We start from the raw sequence: 25,459 nt of genomic DNA, 5'->3' as shown, positions 1-25,459 counted from the left end.
GAGCAGGGGTGGTAGCGCCGGGCCATGCCCGGCGGATCAGGCCTGGCGTGGGCGGCTGGCAGAGCCGGACAGCACGCGGGCGGGCTCTGGGCTGGCCTCCACTTCCTTCAGCGGTACCTCGCCCACGCCCAGCGCGCGCTCGATCTGCAGGTCGCTGCCCTGCGCATGCAGCTGTGCCTTGAGACGCGAGAAATCGCCGCACCAGATGGCTTCTACGTCGCGGTCGCGGCTTCGGTCGCGCTCGGTGTGCATCGCCACGGCGCGGATCTGCAGCCGACCGCTGCCGGCATTGCCGCCCAGTTCCACGCCGTAGCCCGGGCTGGCCGGTCGACGCAGCACCACACGCCCCTGGTCGGACCAGGCCGTTGCCATGCCTTCGCGGACCTCGTAGCCCAGCTCGGCCAGGCCGGCCAGCAGGACGGCACGACGCGACGCAGCGGCCTGCACCTGGTGGTAGTGATCGATGGCGTGCTGGCATGACACGGTTAAGGCCTGCAGGTGGGCAGCCGACACGCTGGCATCGGCGTCTGCAATCTGGCGCAGCAGCTCGCGGTGGTTGTCCCCGTCCAGCGTATCCAGCAGGTGCGCCAGGTCGTGCAGATGGGTCAGGTGAGTGCGCTGCTGGCGGCAGGTCGCAGCGGCGCTGGCCAGATCGAGCACCAGACTGTCCAGCAGCAGATTGCGCCGCTGCGTGTTGGGCTCGGCCTCCGCCGCACGCAGGGCGTCCTCGAATGAAGCGGCCGGTGCCGCTCCCTGCAGCAGCTGCAGCTCGGCAATGTGCCGGTCAATGCGCTGCAGTCGTGGGTCACGCTCGGCGGCCGGCGCCTGCCAGGTCGCGTTGCGTTCTTGGCCATCCTCACGCAGCGCCTGGGCAAGGTTGCGCTGTGATGGGCTGAGTGCCTCGCCCGGTACGTCTGCGGCAAGCGCCAGCGTGGCGCGCGCCAACAGGCCTTCTGCATCGGCTTCGGTGCCGCCTTCCGCCAACCGGGTCAGGGCCTGCAACAGCGCTGCATCCACTGCCAAACCGCCGCTGCGCAGTGCGTTGAGCACCGTCGCCGCATTCTGCTGCTGGCGTCGGCTGCGTTGGCGCTGGGCGATGCGCTGTTCGATCGCATGCGCCTCGCGCTCGTCCAGGTCGGCACGTAGCCAGGCTCGCTCGGCCTCCACCTGCCGGGCATAGCCTGCGTTGTCACTGCTGGTCAGTGCCACACGCAGGCGCTCACGGCGCGCCAACACGGCGGTGCGCTGCGTCTGTTCCAGGGGCTGCAGGGTGTGGGCGCGTTCCAGCCAGCGCTCCACATCGCGTTCAAGCAGGCGCAGCATGTCCTCGCGCAGGGCGCGCAGCTCGGCTTCGGACTGGATGCGGACCACCTTCGGACCACTCATGCCGACGCCTCCTGGGTGGACGCATGCAGGGGTTTGCTGGAGGGGTCGGCATGCCCCATGGCCTGTTCCACTGCCTGGCGCAAGCGTGCACGCTCGCCATCACCGTCGTGGTACCAGCCCTGCGACGACACGCGGTGCAGCCTGGGAATGGCGCGCCCCAGTACTGCCGGGCGCCAGATTTCCCGGGCGCGGGCGCGCTGCAGCAGGGCGTGACTGGGTGCATCGCATTCGATGCCGATGGCGTACAGGCCGGTACTCGGGTCTTCAATGGCGAAATCCAGACCGAACGCATCCCCCTCGTTGGCCGGATTGGCCGCCCAGCCCAGCGATCGCAGATAGTCGCCCACGATGGCGACGAACCCGTCCTGCGCGCCGCGCGCGGCGGTGGGAACATGGCTGCGGTCGGTCTGCAGGCGGCCGAGCAGGCGCGTGCCGGCCTCGAATTCCCCTGCACACAGGGCGCGGGCATAGGCCAGGTAGCCCTGCAGGTAGTCGCGCGGGCTGGCGGGGGCGCGCTGGGTCGCGAACAGGTCCGACACATCGTTGATCGGCATCGAGGTGATCATCACCACCTTCTGCCGGGCACGGGTGACGGCCACGTTCAGCCGCCGCTCGCCGCCGGTCTGGCCGAGCACGCCAAAGTTGCGCCGGAACGTACCCTGGCCATTGCGGCCGAAAGTGGTGGAAAACACGATCACGTCGCGCTCGTCACCCTGCACGTTCTCCACGTTCTTGATGAACACCGACATGTCCTCGCCCTGCACGATGCGCTCGCGCTCCTGCTGCAGGGCCAGGCGGAAGGGCTCGTCCTCGCTGGCCCGCTGTTCCATCTGGTCCTCGATCAGCTCGGCCTGCTTGCGGTTGAAGGTCACCACTCCCACCGAAGGGCGCTGTGCCGGGGGCGCCTGCCACAGGTCCTGCAGGTAGGCCACCACGCGTTCGGCTTCCAGTGCATTGGTCTGGTTCTGGTACAGACCATCGACCTGGATCAGCTGCAATGGCTTGATCTGCTGGATGCGCGCCAGCGGGTGGCGTACCGGCACGTTGAGGCGGTTACCGTAGAAGGACGCGTTGGAGAAGCTGATCAGCTCGCGATACGCCGAGCGGTAGTGGATCTGCAGGGTCGTGCTTGGCAGGACGGTACGCGCCAACTGCAGCAGGTCTGGGCAGTCCTTGATCTCGCGGCGGTTCCAATCGTCCTCGAAGGCCTCGCGTTGGGCGTCGTCGGCCTCGGCGTCCGGTTCATCGCCATCGAACATCTCGGCCTCATCGCTTTCCACGCGGCTGGAGAAGAAGGCCGTGGGCGGCATCTGTTTTTCGTCACCGCTGACAATGGTGACCTTGCCCCGGAACAAGGTGGGAAGCGCGTACTCGACCGGCATCTGAGAGGCTTCGTCGTAGATCACGGTATCGAACAGGCCGGCCTGCAGCGGCAGCACACGACTGGCCACATCCGGATTCATCAGCCAGACCGGGCGCAGGTGCATCAGGCCCAGCGCGCTGCCCAGTTCGATGAACTCGCGCAGGCGCCGCGACCGGCGGCCGGTCAGCCGGGTAACGTCTTCCCACTGCTTGCGGGTGCCCAGCGCGGCCATGTCCAAGTGGCTGCCCAGCAGTTCCCGGTTCAGGCGGCGCATCTGCCGGTCGGCCTCGGCCAGGGCCGTGATCTTCGCGCGGGCTTCGTCCTGGCTGAACTGCAGTTCGGGCAGGGCATGCTCGATACGATGCTTCCAACCAAGCCGGGCTTCGCGGTTCAGCAGCCGGCGCACGGCGCCTTCCAGCTGGTCGCTGGGCAAGGCATCCAACTGCGCCTCACGCTGGCGCAGCAGCGCCAGCAACTGGCGGGCCCCTTCATCAAGCAGGCCGGCGCGGCCACGGAACTGCTGATAGGCCGCCAGGCTGGGCAGGGCGCTGTGCAGACGGTCCAGCGCGAGCTGGTTGTCCAGGTTGCGCAGGACGTTGTGCCGCAACTGTTGGGCCAGCCGCTCGTCGAGCCAGTCGTCGAGTACCGCCAGGGGGCGCAGGCTGGCCTGGCGTACGGCGTGCCTGAGCAGGGAGGCGTCCAGATCATCCAGCAGCACCTGCAACTGGGCTTTGTCGGCGGTCAGCATGGCGGTGTCGGTCTGCTGGGCGCGGGGCGACTGTGCCACGGCGCTGGCCAGTGTCTGCACCTCCAGCAGCCCGGTGATGTCCTGCTGCAGGTGTGGCAGCAGGTCGACATCGCCATCGTCGCCCACCGCCGGCAGTCCCAACGCCAGACGGGCGCTGTTGTACTGGTGGCGCAACGGGTTCATGTGCAGCGCCAGGCGCACGGCGCCCAGCAGGGCCGGCAGTCCCACGCCAGACGTGGCGCTGCCATGCTCGCGCAGCAGGCGGTTAAGGCGGCCGCGCTGCACGATGTGGCGTGGATTCAACCGGGCCCACCAGCGGCTACGGCCCATCACCTCGGTAATGTCCTGTTCGTGCTGGCGCAGGACGGCTTCATCCCGTCTGGCCAGCGCGGGCGACAGGCCGGGCAGGGCACTGCCGTGGGGCGCGCCGCGGAGATGTTGCTCGACTCGCCGCAACTGAACGATAAGTTGGTCGCCCGCCACCGGCTCGCCCGCGGTGCCGCTGCGGAACAGCGGCAGCCAACGCGCCAGACGCTGGCGTTGTTCGTCGCGCAGGGCCAACAACGTGGTCACATGCGCATCGATCCAGGTCCGGTACGGCGCCGCGTCCTCGATCTCGAAACTGGCAGGGTGTTCGGCCAATGTCTGCTGGCGTTGTTGTTCGGCCTGCATGAACGACCGCAGGCTTTCGCCGAATGCGTCCAGCGTGGCGGTGTCGGCGGCAAACGGGCGAACGTCCGCCAGCGGGCTGTCTTCGTAGCGCGCTGGAAGCCACCAGCGCACCAGCGGGGCGCACTGCTCTTCCAGCGCGGTGAGCTGGGCCATGTCCAGTGCGCCCAGGCGTTGTCGCAGCGCGGGGAATTCCAGGGGCGGCGTGCCGCTTTCCAGTTCGATCAGTTCGCCCAGCAGTTGGCGATAACTGAGGTGGCTGAGCGGATCGATGCGGTGCAGGCTGTGCTGGAAGCGATCCAGGTCGCCCTCAAGCGCCTCGATACGGGCGGCGGTGCGCTCGCGCGCTGCGCGCCCGTCCGGGTCGCCACTGCCCTCGGCGAACAAGCGCTCCAATTGCTCACGGATGGAACGGATCACCGGTTCACGGTCGCGGTTCACGTCGTTGAGCATCACCACGCGCTGGTCCAGGCCTTCGGCAACCAGGCGCTTGTGCACGACTTCCAGGGCGGCGTGCTTCTGGCAGACGATCAACAGGCTGCGTCCACGACCGATGGCATCGGCCACCATGTTGACGATCGTCTGGCTCTTGCCGGTGCCCGGCGGCCCTTCGATCAACAGGCCTGGACCTTGCCGGGCCTGCAGGACCGCCGCCTCCTGCGATGGGTCGCTGGCGACGGTGAAGAAGCGTTGCAGCTCGGCCGGAGCGGCGGCCGCTGCCGCATCGCCAGCAGGCGGCGCCAGGCGCAGGGCCGTTTCCAGGCCCGTGCCGTTGGGTGGCAGCACCTTCAACTGGCGAAGGTCCTCGCCAATGGCCTGGCCCATGAAGGTGACATGGAACAGGACGGCGGCACATTCCAGCTCATCGCCCACCGGATCGACCACCACGTCGGGGCCCGGCAGTGCCGTCAGGCTGCGTGAGCGGACACGAGCCAGCATGCCGAAGGCATCCATCACGTCAGAAGCACGCAGCGACGAGCGGCCCAGCAGCTCATCGGCCGATGTCTGCCAGCGACGGAACGCGTCCGGACCCACGATGCTTTCCAGCGCTGGATTGATCCGCACTTCCTCGCGCTCGCCGTCGAAGGCGAGGTTGGCCAGCCCGTGCTGGGCCAGTTCCATCTCCAGTCGCACCGGCCACAGCAGCAGGGGAATGATGCGTGCGCGTGCAGTGCTGCGTGGATCGCGGCTGAGCAGGAAGGGGAAGCCCAGGTACAGGCCGTCGATGCCGGTATCGCGCTTGTACAGGGTGCTCTGCCGCAACAGCGAACGCAGCCGCTGTTCCACCGCTGGGCTGCGCTCGAAGGCTTCCGGATCGGCTGCTACGGCGCGCGCGTTGCGCTGCATCAGGTGGTCGAGCAGGGCGGCGGCAGGGCGCCGCGTGCTGTCCAGCTCGCGCATGTCCACCCGCGCAGTGGTCTTGCCGATGCTCATCCGCACCAGCGGACCGCGCATGACCGCGGTGACCACCTTCTTCTCGAAGAAATCCAGGATCTGGGCAACGTACTGCTGCCGTTGCGGCTGCTGCCAGCGGCTGCCGGGAACGGCCAGCACCACCAGGGCGCGCGCCAGCGGCATGCGTCGTTCCAGACGGAACTGCTCGGCCCAGCTGTCGATCACCGGCATGCCACATCGGGCGAAGCCCAGGATGCGTTCGTCCATGGCCCGGTACAGCTCGCTGCGCGGGTGCTGCAGCAGCAGGGTGGCCGCGGCGGCATCCCATTCGGCAACGCCCGCTTTGGCCGCCAGTGCGGTGGCATCGGCGACGATGGCCTCGACCGAGCGGAACTGCCCGATGGCCGCACTGAGCAGCACGATCAGGTCTTCCTCGGTCACCAACCGGCGTTCGGCCAGGCTCGCCAGTCCCGGGTGGTCCGTATCCGGCAGCAAGCGCTGGCGCTCCTGCCATTGACTGGCAAGGCGTGCCCGCGAGCTGGACAGCAGGTACACACGCAGGACCTCTTCAATGAGGTCGATCTGCTGGTGCAGCGCGCGCTGTCGCACGTTCTGTGCGCGCAGCTTCAGCCGCGACAGCCAGGCATCGGTCTGCAGCTGTTCGAGCAGGTCCGGTACCGAGCCGCTGATCAGGCGGTAGCCTTCCAGCGGGTTCTCCAGCAGCCAGCCCGGGGTGACGATGCTGCCACGGTGGATGAGCGGCATTTCCGGATTGAGGATCTTCAGTGCCAGCATCAGCCGGAAATCCTCCTCCACGCCTTCGTGCTGGACCACCTGGCGCAGTGCCGACACCGTGGAGGGAGGAAGCCCGGCCTGGTCGGCCCAGGTGACGATGACGCCGCGCAACAGGCTGTCACGTGCCTCGTCCCAGTGCTCGGCCTGTGCGGCCTGCAGGGCGAAGAGCGCAGGCCGCTGGAAGCGTCGTTCGCCCAGGCGCAGGCTGGCGCCGTCTCCCTCGTCACGCTCCTGCGTGGCCGAGGGTGGCGCGGCGACGGCAATGCCGGCCAACCAGTCCGAAACCTCCGGCCACTGCCAGCGCTGGTGGCGGTCACGCACCAGCAGGCCGCGCAACAGCAGCTGCAGGTCAGGATCGATGTCCGCCGGAATCGGTACACCATTGGCCAGCACGTGGATCAGGTAGGCGTTGGCGTGGGTGCCTTCGAAGCAGCGGCCGTCGGTCAGCTGCTCCAGCAGGATCATGCCCAGGCTCCACCAGTCCGACGCGGCGGCGACGCCGCCGGCGATGGCTTCGGGTGCCATGTAGCGGCTGGTTTCAAGCGGCGAAACGATGTCCAGATCGTATTCGGACAAGCGCGCCGAGCCGAAGCCGCTGATGACCATGTCCAGCGGCGCGCGCGCGCGCACCAACAGGCTGGCCGGGCGCAGGTCACGGTGGCGCAGGCCTGCTTCGTTGAACGCATGCAGGGCCTGGCCCAGCTCGCGCACCACGTGGCGCACGTCATCGCCATCGGCGATGACGCTGCCGAGGTCGGCCAGGCTGCCGCCGGTCAGCATTTCCACCACCTCGTAGGCACGGTCGTCCCAACGGCCGGTCGCGATAATGTCCGGCACGTGGTCGCGCGGCAACCGTCGGATGACATCATAGACGGCAGGGTCAGGCTCTGCGCCCGCGCGGTACAGGGTGAGCACCGCCACCTGTCCGCTCTGCGCATGCTCGGCGTGGTAACGCTCGCGGATGCCATCGGTGCTGCTGATCTGGCGCAGCAGCCGCCACTGGTCGATCACCGTTTCGCCGGTGCCTGTATCGGCTTCGCCGCCGCTGGCATCTTCGACCACGGGCGGTGCGCCGCCTGCGTCTGCGGGGGCGGGCTCGGCACCACACTGCAGGCACAGCAGGTCGCCGGGTTCCAGTGCGTGGCCGTTGCTGCAGTGGGCCTCCACCCGCGTGTCGTGCGGCGCTTCGGCGACCTCATCCTGGGTGCGCACGGTGCGCGGGCGCCAACCATCAGCATGGATGGGCTCGCCTGCCAGGTCCCAGCCGCAGGGCTGCGCGCCGATTGCACCGTCGCAGAACAGTTCATGCAGGCCGCGTTCGGTGTGGCAGTTGGGGCAGAATCGGATCATGCGGTTACTCCACGTATTCGCCGCTGGGGGCGTGCGCGCTGGTCTGCAGGTGATGACCCTGCGCGCGCAACATTCCGCGCAGGCGCAGCAGGTCGTTGTGTCGGGGGATGCCGGCCATCCACAGGCTGCCGTCCTCGTCGAACATGATGTCCAGCACCTTGTCGGAGGGCAGGATCGGGCGCTCAAGCTCGGACAGCCGATCACGGCCAAGGTCGGTCAGCAGGCTCAACCGCTGGTTGTCGCTTCCACGCAACGCGCGGGTCTGCCCGGCATCCGCCAGGTAGGGGTCACTCATCAGGCCGTCGATCAGGCCTGATGCACGGTGCAGTGGCGCCTGCAACGCTTCCAGCGCATGGCCGCTGTAGACCAGGATGTCGCCCGGGCCGCGCGAGCGCAGGCCGCGCAACAGGGCCAGGAGTGCATCGAACTGGTCGAACGGCTCGCCGCCGGAAATGGTCACCCCGTCGGCCTGCTGCCACCACGGTGCAAGCTGCTCAAGCAGCACGTCCACCTCGATGCGGCGATGCCCCGGCCCCCAGGTATCGGCCGATATGCAGCCGGGGCAGCGGATGCTGCAGCCCTGGAACCAGATGCCCAGCCTGTGGCCCGGCCCCAGTGTGGTGATGGGGAAATGCACGCGCGACAGGCTGACCTGCATGCTCAGGCCCGTTCCACGGCCAGCCCGCCAGGCTGCACGGCGGTGATGACGAAGCGCTCGCCGGGTTGCGCGTCCTGGTCGAACAGGCTGCGTGCCAGCGGGTTCAGCAGGCGCGCCTCCAGTTGGTTGCGGATACCGCGGCCGCCGTTGGACAGGTCCTGCAGGCACTGCGCCTGTAGCGCGGCGCGCGCTTCTGCGGCCAGGGTCACCGTCAACTGCTGGGCATGCAGGTCGTGCAGGGTGGCATCCACCATCTGCTCGAAGATCTGCACGGCGACCTCATCGCGGATGAAATCGAAAACAATGATGTTCTCGCCGATGCGGTTCAGGATCTCCGGCCGGTTCAGCACCAGCTTGAAGTGGCGGTCGATCTCGGCGTGGACCTTTTCCTGCACCTGTTCGAACGCTTCGCCGGGCAGCACATTGGCCACCCGTTCGCCATGTTCCCCCTGGCGATAGATGCCAAGGTTAGAGGTGAAGACGATCAGCGCCTCGGAAAAATACACGCGGTCGCCGCGACCGGAGGTGAGCACACCGTCGTCGAGTATCTGCAGGAATTTGTCGAGAATGCGCGGATGGGCCTTCTCGATTTCGTCGAACAGGACCACGCTGAAGGGCTTCTCGCGGATGGCATTGGTCAGCTCGCCGCCAACGTCGTAGCCCACGTAGCCGGGCGGGGCGCCAATCAGCCGCTGGTCGGCGTGCTCGGCGCTGAACTCGGACATGTCGAAGCGGATGTACGCGCCCTCGTCGCCAAACAGGAGGCTGGTGACGGTCTTGGCCAGTTCGGTCTTGCCGACACCGGTGGGCCCGGCCAGGAAGGCCACGCCACGTGGCCGGTTGCCTTTGCGGCGCGCGCCGACGCCGGTCATCGCGCGCTTGACGATGTCCAGCATGTGGGTCACGGCGTGGTCCTGGCCCTTCACCCGCTGCTGCACATAGTCCTGCGCTGCACGGATGCGCGGGCGGTCGATGCGAAGCCAAGGGTCTTCGGTGACGCCGATCTTGTAGCGGCGTACCGCGTCACTGATCTGTTCCATGCCCACGTTCTCGACCCGGGCCAGTTGCGTGATGGCGGTAAGGTCCAGCAGCAGCAGGCCCTCGGTTTCGGTGACAAAGGCATCGACTGCTTTTGCCACTGCATCGGGCGTGGCCGTAGCCGCACCGGCCAAACCCTTCAGCAGGGCGGGCGCCAGTGCGCGGCGCACCTGCTGGTCGGGCTTTGCGACGGAAACTGCGCGGATGCGGGGGTTGGCCACCACCAGCCAATCGGGCAGATCGCCTTCCTTCTCCACGATCCACAGAATGCTGTTGAAGAACGGTCTGCGCGCCGCTGTGGCCGGACGGCTGCGGGCCTGGTGGGCCAGCACCAGGGCCTGGGTGAACAACTGGTGTTCGGCGGCGCTGAGATTGTCGCTGCGTACGGTCAAGCGCGAGGCAAAATCGACAATCAGCGCAATGGGATCGCCGCTTCGGCTGACCAAGCGTGGCAGCGTGGCGGAAAGCAGGTCGATGCCGGCCGGCGCGGCGCCGTTGGCTGGGGTCAGCCCCAGCTCGCGCAGCACGGCGTCTCCGTCGGTGGGCTCTGCGCCTGCGCGGCTCAGAACGCGGAAGCCGGCCAGCGGGTCCCAGCCGAGCACGTGGCTAAAGCCTTCGTCGAGCAGGGTGGTGCACAGGTGCTGGTTGAAGCCCTGCGCGGTGACCAGGCCGGGCTGCAGTTCGCCGGCCTGCAGATCTCGCACATTGCCCGACAGCAGGAACTGGCTCTTCAGCGGCAGGAAGCGAAGCAGGTCACGGTGCCAGCGCGGACTTTCGAATGTACTCTTCCCTGACATACGCATACTCCATTCACCGATGTTCCGGGAAAGCGTATTGCGCATGCCGGGCAATTGCCAGCTGCGCTGGCCGCGGCTGGCTTCCCCGCGCGGGAAGGGCGCGACTGTGCCAACCAAGGTTGGCACCCACCAGAGCAGGGCGGTTGGCACCCACCAAGGTGGGGGCGGTTGGCACCCACGGGAGAAGGGCGGTAGCGCCGGGCCATGCCCGGCGGAGCTGAGAAGTGCCAACCAAGGTTGGCACCTACCAGAGCGGACGCGTCAGCGCGGCGGTGGGTTGGCCAGCTCCACCCGCGGCCGCGGCAGGTCATGCAGCTGCATGAAGCGGGCCGGGTCCACCGGGCGCCCCAGCAGGTAGCCCTGCAGGTAATCACAGCCCAGCCGTTCCAGATAGGCGCGCTGCGGCGCGGTTTCCACGCCCTCGGCCACGATATCCATGTCCAGCGCGTGGCCCAGGGCCACGATGGCCGACACGATCACCACGTCTTCCGGGCTGTGTTCCAGATCGCGCACGAAGGCGTGGTCGATCTTGATCTCGGTGGCCGGCAGGCGCTTGAGGTACAGCAGGCTGGAATAGCCGGTGCCGAAATCATCGATGGAAATGCCCACGCCCAGCGCCGACAGGCTCTGCAGCAGGCGCAGGCTGGTATCGGTGTCGCGCATCACCGTGCTCTCGGTGATTTCCAGCACCAGGTGGCGCGGGGTGATGGCGTAGCGTTCGATCACGTCTTCCACATCGCGCAGCAGGTGCGGTGAACTGAACTGCACCGGCGACAGGTTCACCGACATCGACCAGCCGTCATGGCCGGCATCGTGCCAGCGACGCAACTGCTGGCAGGCCTGTTCCAGCGCCCAGCGACCGATATCGTGGATGGCACCGCTGCGCTCGGCCAGGCGGATGAAGCGGTCCGGCGGGATCAGGCCCTGTTCGGGATGGCGCCAGCGGATCAGCGCCTCGGCGCCGGCCACGGCCTGCGAGGCCACGCGGATCTTCGGCTGGTAGTGCAGGAACAACTGTTCGGTACCGATCGCCCGGCGCAGGTCGGCCAGCAGCCGGAATTGCTGTTCGGCACTGTCGTTCATCCAGTCAGAGAACAGCACGAAGGCGTTGCGGCCCGATTCCTTGGCCTGGTACATGGCCGCATCGGCAAAGGCCATCAACTGGCGCTCGCTGGCGGCGTGGTCGGGACAAATGGCAACGCCAATGCTGGCGGTCACCTGCAGTTCGTTGTCGGGCAGCAGCGGGCCGCCGCCCACCGCTTCCAGGATGCGCCGGGCCAGGGTCGGCAGGTCTTCATCGTGTTCGATGCGCACCACCAGCACGAACTCGTCACCGCCCAGCCGCGCCAGCATGTCGTTGGGCCGCAGCAGCTGGCGGGTGCGTTCGGCCACGGCCACCAGCAGGGCGTCGCCGGCCTGGTGGCCATAGGCATCGTTCACCTGCTTGAAGCCGTCCAGATCCATGAACATCACCGCGAAGCGGCTGCCGCGCTGTTCGGCCTCGGCCAGCGCCTGCACGATCCGGCGCTGCAGCAGCAGGCGGTTGGGCAGGCGGGTAAGGGGGTCGTGCAGGGCGGCCTGGGTCAGTTCCTGCTGGGCGTCGGTGAGCGAGGTGCTGAGCAGCGAATTGCGCAGCCGCAGCAGCTGCGCTTCCACCCGCTGTTCCAGCCAGGACACCACCAGCACCACCGCCAGGATGGCCACGGTCAGCACCACCACCATCACCGCCAGCCAGGTGCTGCGCAGGCCATCGCCGACGGCGGCACCGCACACGCTGCCTTCGGGGAAGCGGGCGGCGGCCATGCCGGTGTAATGCATGCCCACGATGGCCAGGCCCAGCAGGCCGGCGGCGGTCAACCGATCAACGTTGCGGGTGTTCTGTGCGCGCAGCCGGAAGGCCACGTACAGCGCGGTCCACGATGCAGCCACGGCCACCAGCAACGACAGCGCCAGCCACACTGGCTGGTAATCGATGCCCGGCTGCATGCGCAGCGCGGCCATGCCCACGTAATGCATGCTTGCAATGCCGCTGCCCATCAGCACCGCGCCACCGGCCAGGCGGCCATGCGGCAGGGTGTGCAGTGACACCAGCCACAGCGCGAACACCGACGAGGCGATGGCCAGCGCCAGCGACACCAGGGTGATGGGCAGGTCGTAGCCCAGCGGAATGGGCAGGTCGAAGGCCAGCATGCCGATGAAGTGCATGGACCAGATGCCCAGCCCCATGGCAAACCCGCCGCCCAGCCGCCACCACCAGGTGGCACCGCGGCCAGGTGCAGTCACCGTGCGCCCGGCCATGGCCAGGGCGGTATACGAAGCCATGACGGCAACAAGCAGCGAGGTGGCCACCAGCCATGGGTTGTACGTGCCTACCAGCATTCGTCAGTCTCCCGGACCTGCCTGTCAACGGAAAAACTACGGTGGGGCAAGGCTACGGCAAGCGGCCGTACAGAACGCGGGCCGCGCGCGGCGTCCCCTTGGTCGCCGCCCATTCACTGTAACGCGTTACAGGGGGGGCAGGGCAATCAACAAGATGTGATGAAGTTCTCACTGAGTGACGGCGCCAGCGGCCTCGAACGCAGCGTCGAACATGCGCTGCACCGGTGGGCCCATTTCACCGGCCAGCAGTGCCAGCAGGAACAGGCCCAGCAGCAGCGATACCGGCAGGCCCAGCTGGATCGGGTTCAGTGCGGGCGCGGCGCGGGCCAGCACACCGAAGGCCAGATTGACCGCCAGCATGGCCACCACCAGCGGTATGGCCAGGGTGAGGCCGCCGCGCAGCACGGTCAGCAGGAAGGTGGGGGCGATGCTGAAGAAGGCATGCGGGTCGGGCAACGGCGCGCCGATGGGCAGGGCGCGGTAGCTGTCCACCACCAGCGAGATCAGTGCCAGGTGCCCGTTGGCGGTGAAGAACAGCAGGCCGAACAGCAGGTAGAACCACTGCCCGATCACACCGGAGGTGCCGCCGCGCAGCGGGTCGCTCATCTGCGCGAAGGCCAGGCCGGTGCCCTGCGCAACCAGTTCGCCCGCCAGTGCGCCAGCTTCGAAGATCAGCCGCAGCAGGAAGCCGATGGACACACCGATGGCCAGTTCGCGGGCAATGGTGAGCACGGTGGCGGCGTCGAAGCCGGTCCAGTCCGGTACCGGCGGCAGCAGCGGGGCCAGCGCGATCGACAGCGTGGCCGCCAGCATTACCCGCACGCGGGCCGGCACCGCGCGGGTACCGACCATGGGCATGGCCATGGCCACCGCGCCGAAACGCAGCAGTGTCCACAGCACGGTGCCGATCATGCCGAAGGCCTGCAGGCCGTCGGCGGCCATCTGGGTGGCGGCGTCCATGGCGGCGCGTTTCCTAGCCGATCAGATGTGGAATGCGCTGGAACAGCAGCGTGGTGAACTCGACCAGATGGCCGATCAGCAGGCTGCCGAGCGCAAACAGTACGGCGGTCAGCGCCGCGGCCTTGGCCACGAAGGCAATGGTGGGCTCGTTCAACTGGGTCGCGGCCTGCACCACGCCCACCACCACGCCAACCACCAGCACGGTCAGCAGCAGCGGGCCGGCCACCCACAGCACGGTAATCAGGCCGCCACGCAGTTCAGTCAGGGCAAGTTCGGGGGACATCGTTGTTCCATTTGCTTTGGGTAGAGTCGAGCCATGCTCGACTGCTGTGCTCGACTGCTGTTGCTGCAATCAAGCCGGATTGAAGCTGGCCGCCAACGTACCTACGGTCAGCACCCAGCCATCGACCAGCACGAACAGCAGGATCTTGAACGGCGCCGACACCAGCATCGGCGACAGCATCATCATGCCCATCGACATCAGCACGCTGGCCACCACCAGATCGATGATCACGAACGGAATGAAGATCAGGAAGCCGATCTCGAAGGCGGTCTTCAGCTCGCTGGTGACGAACGAGGCGACCAGCACCGGGAACGGAATCGCATCGGGGCTTGCATAGGTGCCGTGGCCGGCAATGCCGGCGAAGGTCATCAGGTCGGTTTCGCGGATCTGCGCCAGCATGAAGGCGCGCAGCGGCTGGGTGGTCAGCGTCCAGGCGGTCTGGAAGTCGATATCGCCGTTCAGGTACGGCGCCATGCCGGTGCTCCAGGCCTTGTCCCAGGTCGGCAGCATGATCATCGCGGTCAGGAACAGGGCCAGGCCCAGCAGTACCTGGTTGGACGGCGTCTGCCCGGTGCCTAGCGCCTGGCGCAGCAGGCCCAGCACGATGATGATGCGGGTGAACGAGGTCAGCACCAGCAGCATCGACGGGATCAGGGTGATCGCCGTCATCAGCAGCAGGGTCTGCAGCGGCAGGCTGACCGGTGCGCCGCCGATCTTGCCCACGTTTACATCGGGCAGCGACGGCGGTGCGCCCGCCGCGGCAAACGCCAGCGCGGGCAGCAGGCACAGGGCGATCAACAACAGCCACGGCATCAGGGTGGCGAAGCGGGAACGGGTCACGCGCATGTCAGGGGTCCTTGCGCAGCCGCTGTTGCAGCAGCTGGGCGAAATTCGGCAGGTTCTTCAGGTCCGGCACGCGCACCGGCGCCGGCGGCGGCAGGGGGTCGGACAGGGTGTGCAGGGTGTTGATGCTGCCGGCGGTGACGCCCAGCAGCAGCTGCTGGCCGTTCACTTCCACTACCACCACGCGCTCCTTGGCGCCAACGGTCAGGCTGGCCACCAGCTTCATGCCTTCGGCCGGGCGGAAGCCGCTGCCGGGCAGGCGCTTGAGCAGCCAGCCCAGGCCGATCACCAGGGCCAGCACGGCCAGCAGGGCCAGCACCGCACCGAACAGACTCGGTGCGGTGGCGGCATGCTGGCCGATCTGCGGCGTTGCCTTCGCAGCGGCCTGCGCGGTGGCGAGCAGCAGGTTCAACGCAGTCTCCGGATCCGCTCGCTCGGGCTGACCACGTCGGTCAGGCGCACGCCGAAGCGGTCGTTGATCACTACCACTTCGCCGTGGGCGATCAGGGTGCCGTTGACGAACACGTCCAGCGATTCGCCGGCGCCGCGTTCCAGTTCCACCACCGAGCCCTGGTTGAGCTGCAGCAGGTTGCGGATCGGCAGGCGGGCGCGGCCGACTTCCAGCGACAGCGTCACCGGCACGTCCAGGATCACGTCCAGGTTCAGGTCCGGACCCTGGGTTTCATCGGCCTGCAGGCTGCCGAACTGGGCCGGGGTCGGTTCGAGGGCGTCGATATCGTTCATTGCGGGTCTTCCTGGATGACGGGTACGCGCGGGCGGGTCCCCGGCGGATGGGTAGCGGTGACTTTCACGGCGTTCATGCCGTTGGCGATGCCGAATTCGCCGGTGAACACGGGAATGTTTTCAACGCACAGCGGCACCTGGGTGTTCAGCTCGATCGGCAGTATGTCGCCCACCTTCAGCTGGGTCAGGTCGCGCAGGGTCATGCGCTTGCTGGCCAGCACGCTGGACAGGGTGACTTCGGCGATGTTGAGCTGTTCGCGCAGCATCACGCCCCAGCTGGCATCGCGGTCGTTGCGATCGCTCTGGATGCCGGCGTCCAGCAGTTCGCGGATCGGCTCCAGCATCGAATACGGCAGGGTGACGTGGATATCGCCGCCACCGCCGTCCAGTTCCACGTGCAGGCGGCACACCACCACGTATTCGCGCGGGGTGACGATGTTGGCGAAGTGCGGATTGATTTCCGAATTGATGTATTCGAAATCCACTTCCATCACCGGCGCCCAGGCTTCGCGCAGATCGGCGAAGGTCTGCTTCAGCAGCAGGTGGATCACCCGCATTTCGGTGGCGGTGAATTCGCGGCCTTCGATGCGGGTGGGGTAGCGCCCGTCGCCGCCGAAGAAGTTGTCGACGATGGCAAACACCAGGGTCGGCTCGAACACGATCAGGCCGGTGCCACGCAGCGGCTTGAAGCGGATCAGGTTCAGGTTGGTCGGCACATACAGCGAATGCATGTAGTCGTTGAACTTGATCAGCTCGATGCCGCGCACGGACAGTTCGGCCGAGCGGCGGATCAGGTTGAACAGACCGATGCGCCACAGGCGGGCGAAACGCTCGTGCACCATTTCCAGCGTGGGCATGCGACCGCGGATGATGCGGTCCTGGCTGGCGAAGTCGTACGAACGCGCTTCGCCGGACGGCGGCTCCGGCTCGGTTTCGACCGCGCCGCTGTCCACGCCATGCAGCAGGGCATCGATCTCATCCTGGGACAGCAGGTCATTCATCGGTAGGCCCTTACTGGGTCACGAAGCTGGTGAACAGCAGATCGTCGGCGCCGTTGCTGCCGGTCTCGGCCTTCAGCACTTTCTGCACGGCGGCCAGCGCTTCGCCCTGCAGCTTCTGCTTGCCGGCCACGTCGGCAATCTGCTCGGGGCTGACCTGCGAGAACAGCATCAGCAGGTTGGCGCGCAGTGCCGGCGCATGGGTCTTGATCGCCTCCAGCGCGGCGGCGTCGCGGGTCATCAGCTGCACTTCCACCTGCAGGTAGCGCGGGCCATCAATGGGGCCGTTCAGATTGACCACGAAGGCCGGTTCCAGCGCGAAGTACTGGGCCGGGGCCGGGGTGGCGCCCTTCTTAGGGGCTTCGGCGGTGGCCGGTTCGTGCTTGCTCTGGGTGAAGAACCAGACGCCGGCGCCGGCGGCACCTGCGGCCAGGACGGCCACCAGGGCGGTGATGAGCAGAGGACTGCGCGGCTTGGCGCTCTTGTCCTTGTCGGCGGTCTTCTTGGTTTTGTCAGCGGCTGCGGCCACGGGGTGAAGCTCCTCAGGGGTTGCTTCACAGGGCTATGCAAGGGGTGTGCCGCAGTGGCGGGGAAGGGCGGCGACGGAATTCCGTCGGTAGCGGGGGGGCCGGGGGGGGGGGCGGGGGGGGGGGGGCGGCGCCGCGGCCCCCCCCCCCCGCTACCGGTTACGCGTAGGCGTCCAGCAATCCGCGCTGGCGGATCAGCTGCGCTGCCGACACCGTGGTGTCGCCCAGCGACGGTTCTCCGTCACCGATCCGGCCGTTGCCGCTGCCGGTGCTCTGGCCCGACGTTCCGCCGTCGCCGCTGTTGCGGTGGCCCACATCGGCGTGGGCCAGCTGGAAGCCCTGTTCGCCCAGCAGTTCGCGCAGGCGCGGCAAGCTGCTTTCCAATGCCTGGCGCACATCCACGTGCGGGCTGCTGAAGCTGGCATGCACCTTGTCGCCGTTCATCTGCAGGCGCACGTCCACCGGGCCCAGGTCTTCCGGGTTCAGGGTGATGTGGGCGTGGCCGATCTTCTGGTCCGCCAGCCAACCGACGCGTGCACCGATGGCCTGGTCGAAACCATCATCGCCCAGCACCGGGGTGGGAGTGGGTTCGCCATTGAACACCGGCGTGCTGGCCAACGCGGCCTTCAGGTCCTGCAGGGCGGCGGGCAGGGCCACCTGCAGCGGTGCGGTCATGCTGCGGTCGCTGCCGAACAGGCTGTCCGCATCGTCTGCGCCATCCAGCGCGGTCTGTGCCAGCACGGTGCCGGGCAGCGGCAGTTCGATGGCTTCGCCATCGGCATCCGCTGCGGTAGTGGTGGTGGCCACGCCCGTGGCCGCAGGCGCGGTGGCCGGCGTAGCGGTGGTGGCCGCGGCGGGCAGCGTGGCAAGCGCCGCAGGCGCGGCGCTGGGCAGCGCGTCGGCATCGGTGCCCGTGGCGGTGGGCAATGCAGGCGCGCTGGGGTCTGCGACCGGCGGCACCATCAGCGCCAGCCCGGCCAGGCCCAGTGGTGGCCAGGGCGCGTCGTCGCTGTCGGTGGCGGCGTCCTTGTCGGTGGCCGGCGCGGGGGTGTCAGTGGTGCCGGCGGCCACCTCGGTCGTTGCCGCATCGGGGTCGGTGGCATCGGTTGAACTGGCTGGCGGGGTACGCGCATCGGCATTGCCCGCATCGGCGTTGCTCGCCTTGTTCGCCGGCTTCGACGGGGTGCTGGCGGTCTTGGCCGCAGGCGTATTGCCGCCGCCCTGCAGCATCTGGTCGAAACCGCTGCCGCTGCTGCCGTCGCTGCGGCTGCTGCGCGAACTGCTGCCGGTGGAACCGGTGGTGCCAGCGGCGGTGCTGTTGCCGGTCAACAGGGAAGGCATCACGCGCGGCCTCCCTGCGGGTCGCTGTCGGCGTCTGCGGCCTGCGCCAGGCGCGCGCGGCGTGCGCCGATGTCATCCATCTCGCGCTGGTCGCGGCGGTCGGTCACCACCTTTTCCTGTGCACGGTAGCTGGCGGCCAGTTGTTCCAGCACGGCCTTGTCCCGGCTGGCCAGGATCAGGCGCGCGCGTTCGGCTTCCACCTTTTCGCGGTTGCCGTTCACGGTCTGCTGCTGCTGTTCCACCGCGCTGTCCAGGCGGTCCAGGAAGGCACGGCGGTTCAGCAGCTGCGCCGGACTGGTGGCGGCCATCTGTGCGTTCGCGTACTCCTCGGCATAGCGGCGCAGTTCATCCAGCCGCGACAGATGGGTATCCAGCACGCGCTGGCGCTCGGCCAGGTCGCGGGCCACCGCGTCTTCGTGTTCCTGCGCCCGCTTCAGCAGCGGGTCGATGCGCTTGGACTGTGTCATGGCTTAGTTCTCTTGTTTCACCAGGCGCTGCAGCGCGGCCTGGCTGTGCGGAAGATCGGCGGCCTTGGCCACGTCCTGGCTGAGGAATTCCATGATTTCCGGCCAGCGTTCCAGTGCTTCGTCGGTCGCAGCATCGTTGCCGCGCTGGTAGGCGCCAATGGCGATCAGGTCGCGGTTGGCCGAATAGGCCGACACCAGGCGCTTCAACTTGCGGATGCGCAGGCGCCACGGCTCGTCGGCGATTTCCGTGACCACGCGGCTGACCGACGATTCCACGTCGATGGCCGGGTACAGGCCACTGTCGGCCACCCGCCGCGAGAGCAGGATGTGGCCGTCCAGGATCGCGCGTGCCGCGTCGGCAATCGGGTCCTGCGGGTCATCGCCTTCGGTCAGCACGGTGTAGAACGCGGTGATCGAGCCGCGCCCCTTGGCGCCGTTGCCGGCACGTTCCACCAGCGCCGGCAGTTTGGCGAACACCGACGGCGGGTAGCCACGGGTGGTGGGCGGTTCACCCACCGACAGGCCGATCTCGCGCTGGGCCTGGGCGAAGCGGGTGAGCGAATCCATCAGCAGCAGCACGTTCAGGCCCTGGTCGCGGAACCATTCGGCAATGGCGGTGGCCCGGTAGGCGCCGTGCAGGCGCGCCAGCGGCGGTCGGTCGGCCGGGCTGGCCACCACCACCGCGCGGCGCAGGCCTTCTTCGCCCAGGGTGGTTTCAACGAAATCGCGTACTTCGCGGCCACGCTCACCAATAAGCCCGACCACGATCACGTCGGCGGCGGTGTAGCGGGTCATCATGCCCAGCAGCGTCGACTTACCGACACCGGAACCGGCGAACAGGCCCACGCGCTGGCCACGGCCGATCGGCAGCAGCGCATTGATCGCGCGCACGCCCACGTCCAGCGGCTGGGTGATGGGTTCGCGCGCCAGCGGGTTGATCGACACGCCGGCCATGCCGACATGGCCTTCGGCACGGATCGGGCCCTTGCCATCCAGCGGCACGCCGTCGCTGTCGATCACCCGGCCCAGCAGGCCTTCGCCCACTTCCACACCGCCACGGCGCGCCGAGGGCACCACGCGTGCGTTGGGCAGCAGGCCGTGCAGTTCGGCGCTGGGCATCAGGTAGGTGCGTTCGCCGGCGAAGCCGACCACTTCGGCATCCACCCAGCCACCATCGACCACTTCCACCTTGCAGCTGGCGCCTAACGGGGCTTCGCAGCCCACCGCTTCCAGGGTCAGGCCCACCGCGCGGCGCAGCACGCCCTCACGGATCAGGCCGCGGCCGTGTGCGGTGTCCACGCGCAGGCTGTCCAGACGGCCGGCCAGGCGCAGGTTGCGGGCCACGGTCCAGTCCGCCGGCGGCGGCAGGTGCGGTTCGGTGTTCATGCATTGGCTCCGGTCTGGCGGATCACCGCATCCAGGGCGCCGCGCAGGCGTGCTTCCAGGGTGCCATCCACGCGCACCGCTTCGGCGTGCACGCGCAGGTCGCCGCGGCTCAGGCTGGTGTCGGGCACCAGCCGCTGCTGCGGTGACAGGGTCAGCAACGGCGACAGCGCGGCGATGTCATCGGGGTGCAGGCGCACTTCCACCTCGCGGGTGGCGCCGCCCACTGCGTCCACGGCTTCACCCACCAGCTGCGCCAGCAGGGCGGGGTCGGCCTCGTAGGCACGGCCGACCAGCGCGCCTGCAATGCGCACGGCCAGCTCGCCCAGCGCGCCGACCACTTCATTTTCCAGGCGCACCAGCGGGCGGCTGAAGTTGTCCAGGATGCCTTCGATCTGCGCGACCAGGCGGCGCACCTCGGCCTGGCCCTGGCCGTAGCCATCGCTGTGGCCCTGGGCAAAGCCTTCCTTTTCCGCGCTGTCCTGGATCGCCTGGATCTCTTCCAGCGTGGGCAGCTGCAGTACCGGCTCCGGCTCGTGCTCCGGGTCGGGTTCGGTCAGTTCGAACACATCCTCCTGCTCCAGCTCGGGTTCGGGCTGGGCCAGCAGGTCCGGGGCAAGCCAGCGCACGACATTGCTCACAGCATGGCCTCCGCGCTGCCGCCGATGGTGACCGTGCCTTCATCGGCCATGCGCTTGACGATGGCCAGGATCTCGCGCTGCGCGCCTTCCACGTCGGACAGGCGCACCGGACCGCGTGCTTCCATGTCTTCCAGCAGGATTTCGGCGGCGCGCTGGGACATGTTGCGAGTGATCTTGTCGCGCACCTTGATGTCGGCACCACGCAGGGCCAGGCCCAGGCGCTCGCCGCTGACTTCGCGCAGCACCAGCTGCATTTCGCGGTCGTCCAGATCCACCAGATCGTCGAACACGAACATCAGGTCCTGGATGCGGCCGCTGAGCGGCGCGTCGATGCGCGCGATCTCGCCCAGGATCGCCTGGTCCTGGCCGCTGTCCATGAAGTTGAGGATGTTGGCCGCGCACTGCACGCCGCCGATGTTGGACGACTTCAGGTTCTGGTTGCCGGCGAACTGGCGTTCCATGATCTCGTTCAGTTCGTTCAACGCGTTGGGCGGAATGCCGTCGAGGGTGGCGATGCGCAGCAGCACGTCCACCCGGGTACGTTCGGGCAGCAGCTTCAGTGCATCGGCGGCCTGGTCGGTTTCCAGATGGGCCATCACGATGGCGATGATCTGCGGGTGCTCGTTGCGCACCAGGTCGGCCACCGCGCGCGGGTCCATCCACTTCAGCGCGTCCAGGCCGGTGGTGTTGCGGCCCAGCAGGATGCGGTCGATCAGATTGCCGGCCTTTTCGCTGCCCAGCGCCTGCACCAGCATGTTGCGGATGTAGTCGTCCGAACCCACGCCCAGCGAGGTCTTCGAGCCCAGCTCCTGGCTGAACTGGTCCATCACCCGTTCCACCTGCTCGCGGGTGATGTCGGTCATGGTGGCCATGGCGATGCCGATCTTCTGCACTTCCTTGGGTTCCATGTGGCGCAGCACTTCGGCCGCATCCAGTTCACCCAGGGACAGCAGCAGCACCGCAGCGCGCTGCACACCGGTCAGTTGTGCCTCAGTCATTGGCCACCCAGCCCTTGACCACCTGGGCCACGCGCTTGGAGTCGGTCTTTACGGCTTCACGGGCCATCCGCAGTCGTTCCTCATATGAATCCACCGGCAGGGCCAGTGCTTCGGCCCCGCCCAGGCTGACCCGGTCGGCGCCCAGCGCCGGCAACGGGGTGCCATCGTCATCCACCAGCTGCACGTCCGCGCTGTGGGGTTCCAGTGCAGCGTCGTCGTCCTTCTTGGTCTGCCCGGTGATGGCGCGCAGGGCAGGGCGCAGCACGCCGAACAGCAGCGCCAGCACCACGATGGCACCCAGCAGCATGCGGCCGGCATCGTGTACCCACGGCAGTTCCCACCAGGCCGGGCCTTCCACCGGGGTGGTATCGCGCACGAACGGCGCGTTCATCACCGACACGGTATCGCCGCGTTCTGCGTTGAAGCCCACGGCCTGCTTCACCAGCGCTTCCACGCGGGTCAGCTCGGCGGCCGACAGCGGCTGCGGGGTCACCTTCCCATTGGCCCCTGCACGCGGCACGTTGTCCACCAGCACCGCCACCGACACCCGCTTGATGCGGCCGGCCGGCTGGCGGGTGTGCTGCAGCGTGCGGTCCAGCTCGTAATTGCGGGTGGCGTTCTTGCTGCTTTCGGTCGGGGTCTGCGCGGTGGGCGGTGCGGCCGGCTGGCCCGGCGGGCTGTTGCTGGTCGCGCCCGGCACGCCCTGCGGGCCCGGCGTGGTGCTGGTGTTCTCGCTCATCTGCTCGCTGCGCAGCTTCTGCGGTTCACCGTTGTAGAGTTCGCGCGCCTCCTCGGTCACCGAGAAGTCCATGTCCACGCTCACTTCCGGATTCACCCGGCCCGGGCCGGTCATCGGTTCCAGCAGTTCACGGATGCGCTGGTTGAACGAGGTTTCCTGGCGGCGCACCTGTTCGAACTGGGCGGCGTTGACGGCCGCTTCGCTGTTGGGGTCGCTGACGCTCAGCATGCGGCCGCTCTGGTCGACCACGGTCACCCGTTCCGGGGCCAGGTCGGGAATGCTGGCGGCCACCATGTGCACGATGGCATCGACCTGGCTGCGTTCCAGCTGCTGGCCGCCCCGCAGTTCCAGGGTGACCGAGGCGCTGGCCACGTCACGCTGGCGGGTGAAGGCGCTGGGCTTGGGAATGGCCAGGTGCACGCGCGAATCGCGCACCGGGCGCAGGGTGTTGATGGTGCGCGACAGCTCGGTTTCCATCGCGTGCTGGTAGCGCGCGCTTTCCACGAACTGGCTGACGCCGAAGCCCGGGTCGCGCTCCATCAGTTCAAAACCCAGCTTGCCGCTGTCGGTCAGGCCGGAACCGGCCAACTTCAGGCGCGCATCGTGCAGGTTCTTTTCCGGCACCACGATCCCGCCGGTGGCCGGATCCAGTTCGAACGGAATCTGTGCGGCGCGCAGCAGGTCGGTGGCTTCGGCGGTGGCCTTCTGGTCCAGGCCGGTATACAGCGGCACCATGCCCGGCTTCTGTGCCCAGAAGAACACGGCAAGGCCTGCCGCCACCGCCACGGCGATCATCGCCATCAGACCCAGGCGGCGGGTGATCTGCAGACTTTGCAGCCGATCGAACCACTGCCCGGCCTTTTCGGCGTTCAGGGATTCCTTGGAGAGCGTCAGTGCCATGCGGTTGGATCCTTACAGCGGCATGTTCATCACGTCCTGGTAGGCCTGGACGAGACGGTTGCGGACTTCCACGGTGGCGCGGAAGGCGATCTGGGACTGCTGCGAGGCGACCATCACCTTGGCCAGGTCGGCGCTGGGGTCGCCCATTTCGAAGGCCTTGGCCAGGGCGCCGGAGGTCTGCTGGGCGTCGTTCACGCTGGACAGGGCGCCGCGCAGGGTTTCGGTGAAGCTGGGCGGCTGCACCTGCGGCGCATCCAGCACCGCGTTGGGCAGGGCATTGCTGCGCGGCGCTTCGGCCAGCGGGTTGAGCGCCGGCTGTCCCATCTGGGTCTGATAGGAGCGGATCTGGGAAAGGATCGAAGTGACGGAGTGGGACATCTGCAACGGTTCCAGAAACAGGGATGGGGGCGTTCGTCTGGAAGCAGTGCAAGCGGCGTGCCGAAACCGGTTTTTGATTCAGTGTGGTGAGGGTGGGGGGGGTGTTCCTGGCGGGGCTTGCAGCCCTGCACCCGCTGCAGAGTCGAGCCATGCTCGACTGAAGCAACGTCAAAAGCTGGTTTCCTGGGGATGGCGGGGTAGGTCCGGTTGCGGGGGACGCCGCAAGTACGTCCCTGTAGGCTTGGCCGCGGCATCCATCCCGCGGACACCCCCGCAACCGGACCCACCCCGCCTTCGACAGTTGGTCGCGATCTGTCGGGACTGCGTTCTGCTCTGGGGGGGGCCGACCGTTGGTCGGCACGGGGTCGGATCCCGTTGCGAGGCAACGGGCTCTGACCCCAGTGGCGCGTCATTTAACCGGCGTCGGTTTTCCGGCCTGGGGCTGCAGGGTCCAGTGGCCGGAATTCTGGCGCTGGCGTGGCAGCAGTGGGCCATCGTGCTGTGTGTAGATGAAGCGGCCCTGGTGGTCGCTGAGACAGGTCAGCAGCAGCGTGTAGCGGGCGGGACCGGTCGGGTGGTTTTCGGCCATCTCGATCTCCGCAACGTGCTTGGCCAGGCGCTGGTAGCGGTAGCTGCCACCGAGGCGCAGGCCTGTGCCAAGGATGTCCAGCACGTACTGATTGCCGGCAAAGCTGACCTGCACCATGCGCCCGGCATTGGGGTTGTCGGGTGCGTACAGCGGGTCGCTGAGGTTGGTGAACTGTCGGTGGTCGAGCGTCACGGGCAGGCTGCAGTCGGCGGCGCTGGCCAGGACGGGGCAGAGCAGGGCGGCAATCAGCGGCAGGCGGTGCATGGCGGAACCTCCTTGGGATGGTCCGCTTATGCTTCGCAGTGACGTGTGCCGTTGTCTGTAGGACGACGTGCAAAATGCAGAGGGGCCGGATCCCTTTCCAGCGGAAAGGGCTCCGACCCCTTTGGGGATTGGGTCCGCAGAGCGTGTTTGATCCGATTGTTACCAGGGATAATCAAGGTCAATCCCGAGTAAACGGTGTAGTTCCACCCTCTCGGATGACAGAGGAAAGAATCCCTCCGACAGCTCGTAAAGGCGTGTTGGCCAGAAGCTGCCTTCGTCGGCCATTGAGGCCGGATCGCTGGTGCGGAATGCGGCCTCGAGGTCCGTGAGGGTGGACTCCGCTGGGTCACCGCTGGATTCCAGCACAGGTCGGATTGCTGCCATGAACGCGCTATGGAAGCCTGCGAAGCTACGCAGATGTGAATTGCAGTACTGGGGCGCTGCTTCGGAGCTGATTGGAAGCAGTCCTACTGAGCCATCTTTCAGGTCCACGAAGAACAGTCCGCCCAACACGCGTCCGAAGATCGCCAGGGTGCGATCATCAGTCTCGTGTCGCAGCAGGCGCGGATCGAACATCGTGTTGTTGTTGGCATACGGCGCAAGACGGTCCGATAGCCGCTGCGCTTCAAGCAGGAGAGGGGAGTGGTCGATCTCGGCCTGACTGATTGGCGTGAGGTCAAGCGTTGGCGGTCTGGTTTTCTCCATGCGGGCCAAGCTACCGGGATATTTCACCGGTGCCTTTAGGAAAAGTTGCAAACGAGGGCGTGTCGCTGAATCCCCTATCCACGCATGGCGTGGATCTGCTGACTGGCATCGCGTGGGGTCA

The 25,459-nt window shown here is 67.6% G+C and carries 21 protein-coding genes; all 21 read right to left on the bottom strand.

Features of this window, described 5'->3' with window-relative positions:
• Window positions 1-36: 36 nt before the first annotated feature.
• The 21 genes from IAE58_RS04580 to IAE58_RS04480 all read right to left on the bottom strand — a co-directional run bounded on the left by IAE58_RS04580 (window position 37) and on the right by IAE58_RS04480 (window position 25,365).
• Window positions 37-1,386 carry a hypothetical protein gene (locus tag IAE58_RS04580; protein WP_199933405.1) on the bottom strand — a complete coding sequence of 450 codons (1,350 nt, stop codon included), beginning with the start codon at window positions 1,384-1,386 and terminating at the stop codon, window positions 37-39.
• Window positions 1,383-7,706 carry an AAA domain-containing protein gene (locus IAE58_RS04575; RefSeq protein WP_233614855.1) on the bottom strand — a complete coding sequence of 2,108 codons (6,324 nt, stop codon included), beginning with the start codon at window positions 7,704-7,706 and terminating at the stop codon, window positions 1,383-1,385. Before IAE58_RS04575 ends, IAE58_RS04580 begins: the two co-directional genes overlap by 4 nt.
• Before the next feature lie 4 nt (window positions 7,707-7,710).
• On the bottom strand, window positions 7,711-8,364 hold the full coding sequence (locus IAE58_RS04570; RefSeq protein WP_233614856.1) for a 4Fe-4S cluster-binding domain-containing protein: 654 nt from the start codon (window positions 8,362-8,364) through the stop codon (window positions 7,711-7,713).
• 2 nt (window positions 8,365-8,366) lie between these two features.
• The gene (locus IAE58_RS04565) at window positions 8,367-10,199 is read right to left on the bottom strand and encodes an AAA family ATPase (protein WP_233614857.1); all 1,833 of its coding nucleotides are present in this window, start codon (window positions 10,197-10,199) and stop codon (window positions 8,367-8,369) included.
• 261 nt (window positions 10,200-10,460) lie between these two features.
• Entirely contained in the window at window positions 10,461-12,578 is a 2,118-nt protein-coding gene (locus IAE58_RS04560; RefSeq protein WP_199933406.1) for a bifunctional diguanylate cyclase/phosphodiesterase, read from the bottom strand.
• Between the two features lie 168 nt (window positions 12,579-12,746).
• On the bottom strand, window positions 12,747-13,538 hold the full coding sequence (fliR, locus tag IAE58_RS04555) for a flagellar biosynthetic protein FliR (RefSeq protein WP_108749552.1): 792 nt from the start codon (window positions 13,536-13,538) through the stop codon (window positions 12,747-12,749).
• 13 nt (window positions 13,539-13,551) lie between these two features.
• Window positions 13,552-13,821, bottom strand: coding sequence for a flagellar biosynthetic protein FliQ (locus tag IAE58_RS04550; protein ID WP_005413254.1), 270 nt, complete (start codon window positions 13,819-13,821; stop codon window positions 13,552-13,554).
• A gap of 69 nt (window positions 13,822-13,890) precedes the next feature.
• Window positions 13,891-14,667, bottom strand: coding sequence for a flagellar type III secretion system pore protein FliP (gene fliP / locus IAE58_RS04545; RefSeq protein ID WP_199933407.1), 777 nt, complete (start codon window positions 14,665-14,667; stop codon window positions 13,891-13,893).
• Window position 14,668: 1 nt separating this feature from the next.
• Window positions 14,669-15,076, bottom strand: a complete 408-nt coding sequence (gene fliO / locus IAE58_RS04540) for a flagellar biosynthetic protein FliO (protein ID WP_199933408.1) — start codon at window positions 15,074-15,076, stop codon at window positions 14,669-14,671.
• A complete protein-coding gene (fliN, locus tag IAE58_RS04535; protein ID WP_108753035.1) occupies window positions 15,073-15,408 on the bottom strand; it encodes a flagellar motor switch protein FliN in 336 nt (111 codons plus the stop codon). Before fliN ends, fliO begins: the two co-directional genes overlap by 4 nt.
• Window positions 15,405-16,409, bottom strand: a complete 1,005-nt coding sequence (gene fliM / locus IAE58_RS04530) for a flagellar motor switch protein FliM (protein WP_199933409.1) — start codon at window positions 16,407-16,409, stop codon at window positions 15,405-15,407. The genes fliN and fliM overlap by 4 nt, the downstream gene beginning before the upstream one ends.
• Before the next feature lie 10 nt (window positions 16,410-16,419).
• Window positions 16,420-16,935 (bottom strand): flagellar basal body-associated FliL family protein, encoded by a 516-nt coding sequence (locus IAE58_RS04525; RefSeq protein ID WP_108749557.1) that lies wholly within the window; start codon window positions 16,933-16,935, stop codon window positions 16,420-16,422.
• A gap of 157 nt (window positions 16,936-17,092) precedes the next feature.
• On the bottom strand, window positions 17,093-18,274 hold the full coding sequence (locus tag IAE58_RS04520; RefSeq protein WP_199934716.1) for a flagellar hook-length control protein FliK: 1,182 nt from the start codon (window positions 18,272-18,274) through the stop codon (window positions 17,093-17,095).
• A complete protein-coding gene (gene fliJ, locus IAE58_RS04515) occupies window positions 18,274-18,741 on the bottom strand; it encodes a flagellar export protein FliJ (protein ID WP_199934717.1) in 468 nt (155 codons plus the stop codon). The genes IAE58_RS04520 and fliJ overlap by 1 nt, the downstream gene beginning before the upstream one ends.
• A 3-nt stretch (window positions 18,742-18,744) precedes the next feature.
• Complete coding sequence (gene fliI / locus IAE58_RS04510; protein WP_199934718.1) at window positions 18,745-20,127, bottom strand: flagellar protein export ATPase FliI; 1,383 nt, start codon at window positions 20,125-20,127, stop codon at window positions 18,745-18,747.
• The gene (locus tag IAE58_RS04505; protein WP_108749561.1) at window positions 20,124-20,765 is read right to left on the bottom strand and encodes a FliH/SctL family protein; all 642 of its coding nucleotides are present in this window, start codon (window positions 20,763-20,765) and stop codon (window positions 20,124-20,126) included. Before IAE58_RS04505 ends, fliI begins: the two co-directional genes overlap by 4 nt.
• The gene (gene fliG / locus IAE58_RS04500) at window positions 20,762-21,748 is read right to left on the bottom strand and encodes a flagellar motor switch protein FliG (protein ID WP_108751550.1); all 987 of its coding nucleotides are present in this window, start codon (window positions 21,746-21,748) and stop codon (window positions 20,762-20,764) included. Before fliG ends, IAE58_RS04505 begins: the two co-directional genes overlap by 4 nt.
• A 7-nt stretch (window positions 21,749-21,755) precedes the next feature.
• A complete protein-coding gene (gene fliF / locus IAE58_RS04495; RefSeq protein WP_199934719.1) occupies window positions 21,756-23,402 on the bottom strand; it encodes a flagellar basal-body MS-ring/collar protein FliF in 1,647 nt (548 codons plus the stop codon).
• A gap of 12 nt (window positions 23,403-23,414) precedes the next feature.
• Complete coding sequence (fliE, locus tag IAE58_RS04490) at window positions 23,415-23,780, bottom strand: flagellar hook-basal body complex protein FliE (protein ID WP_108749563.1); 366 nt, start codon at window positions 23,778-23,780, stop codon at window positions 23,415-23,417.
• Between the two features lie 409 nt (window positions 23,781-24,189).
• Window positions 24,190-24,633, bottom strand: a complete 444-nt coding sequence (locus tag IAE58_RS04485) for a hypothetical protein (protein WP_199933024.1) — start codon at window positions 24,631-24,633, stop codon at window positions 24,190-24,192.
• 159 nt (window positions 24,634-24,792) lie between these two features.
• A complete protein-coding gene (locus tag IAE58_RS04480) occupies window positions 24,793-25,365 on the bottom strand; it encodes an SUKH-4 family immunity protein (RefSeq protein WP_199933025.1) in 573 nt (190 codons plus the stop codon).
• Window positions 25,366-25,459: the final 94 nt, after the last annotated feature.

The organism is Stenotrophomonas sp. S49, assembly GCF_016624905.1.
Lineage (GTDB): Bacteria > Pseudomonadota > Gammaproteobacteria > Xanthomonadales > Xanthomonadaceae > Stenotrophomonas.
The sequence above is the reverse complement of the archived record's forward strand: the minus strand, read 5'-3'. Positions and strand labels throughout refer to the sequence as shown.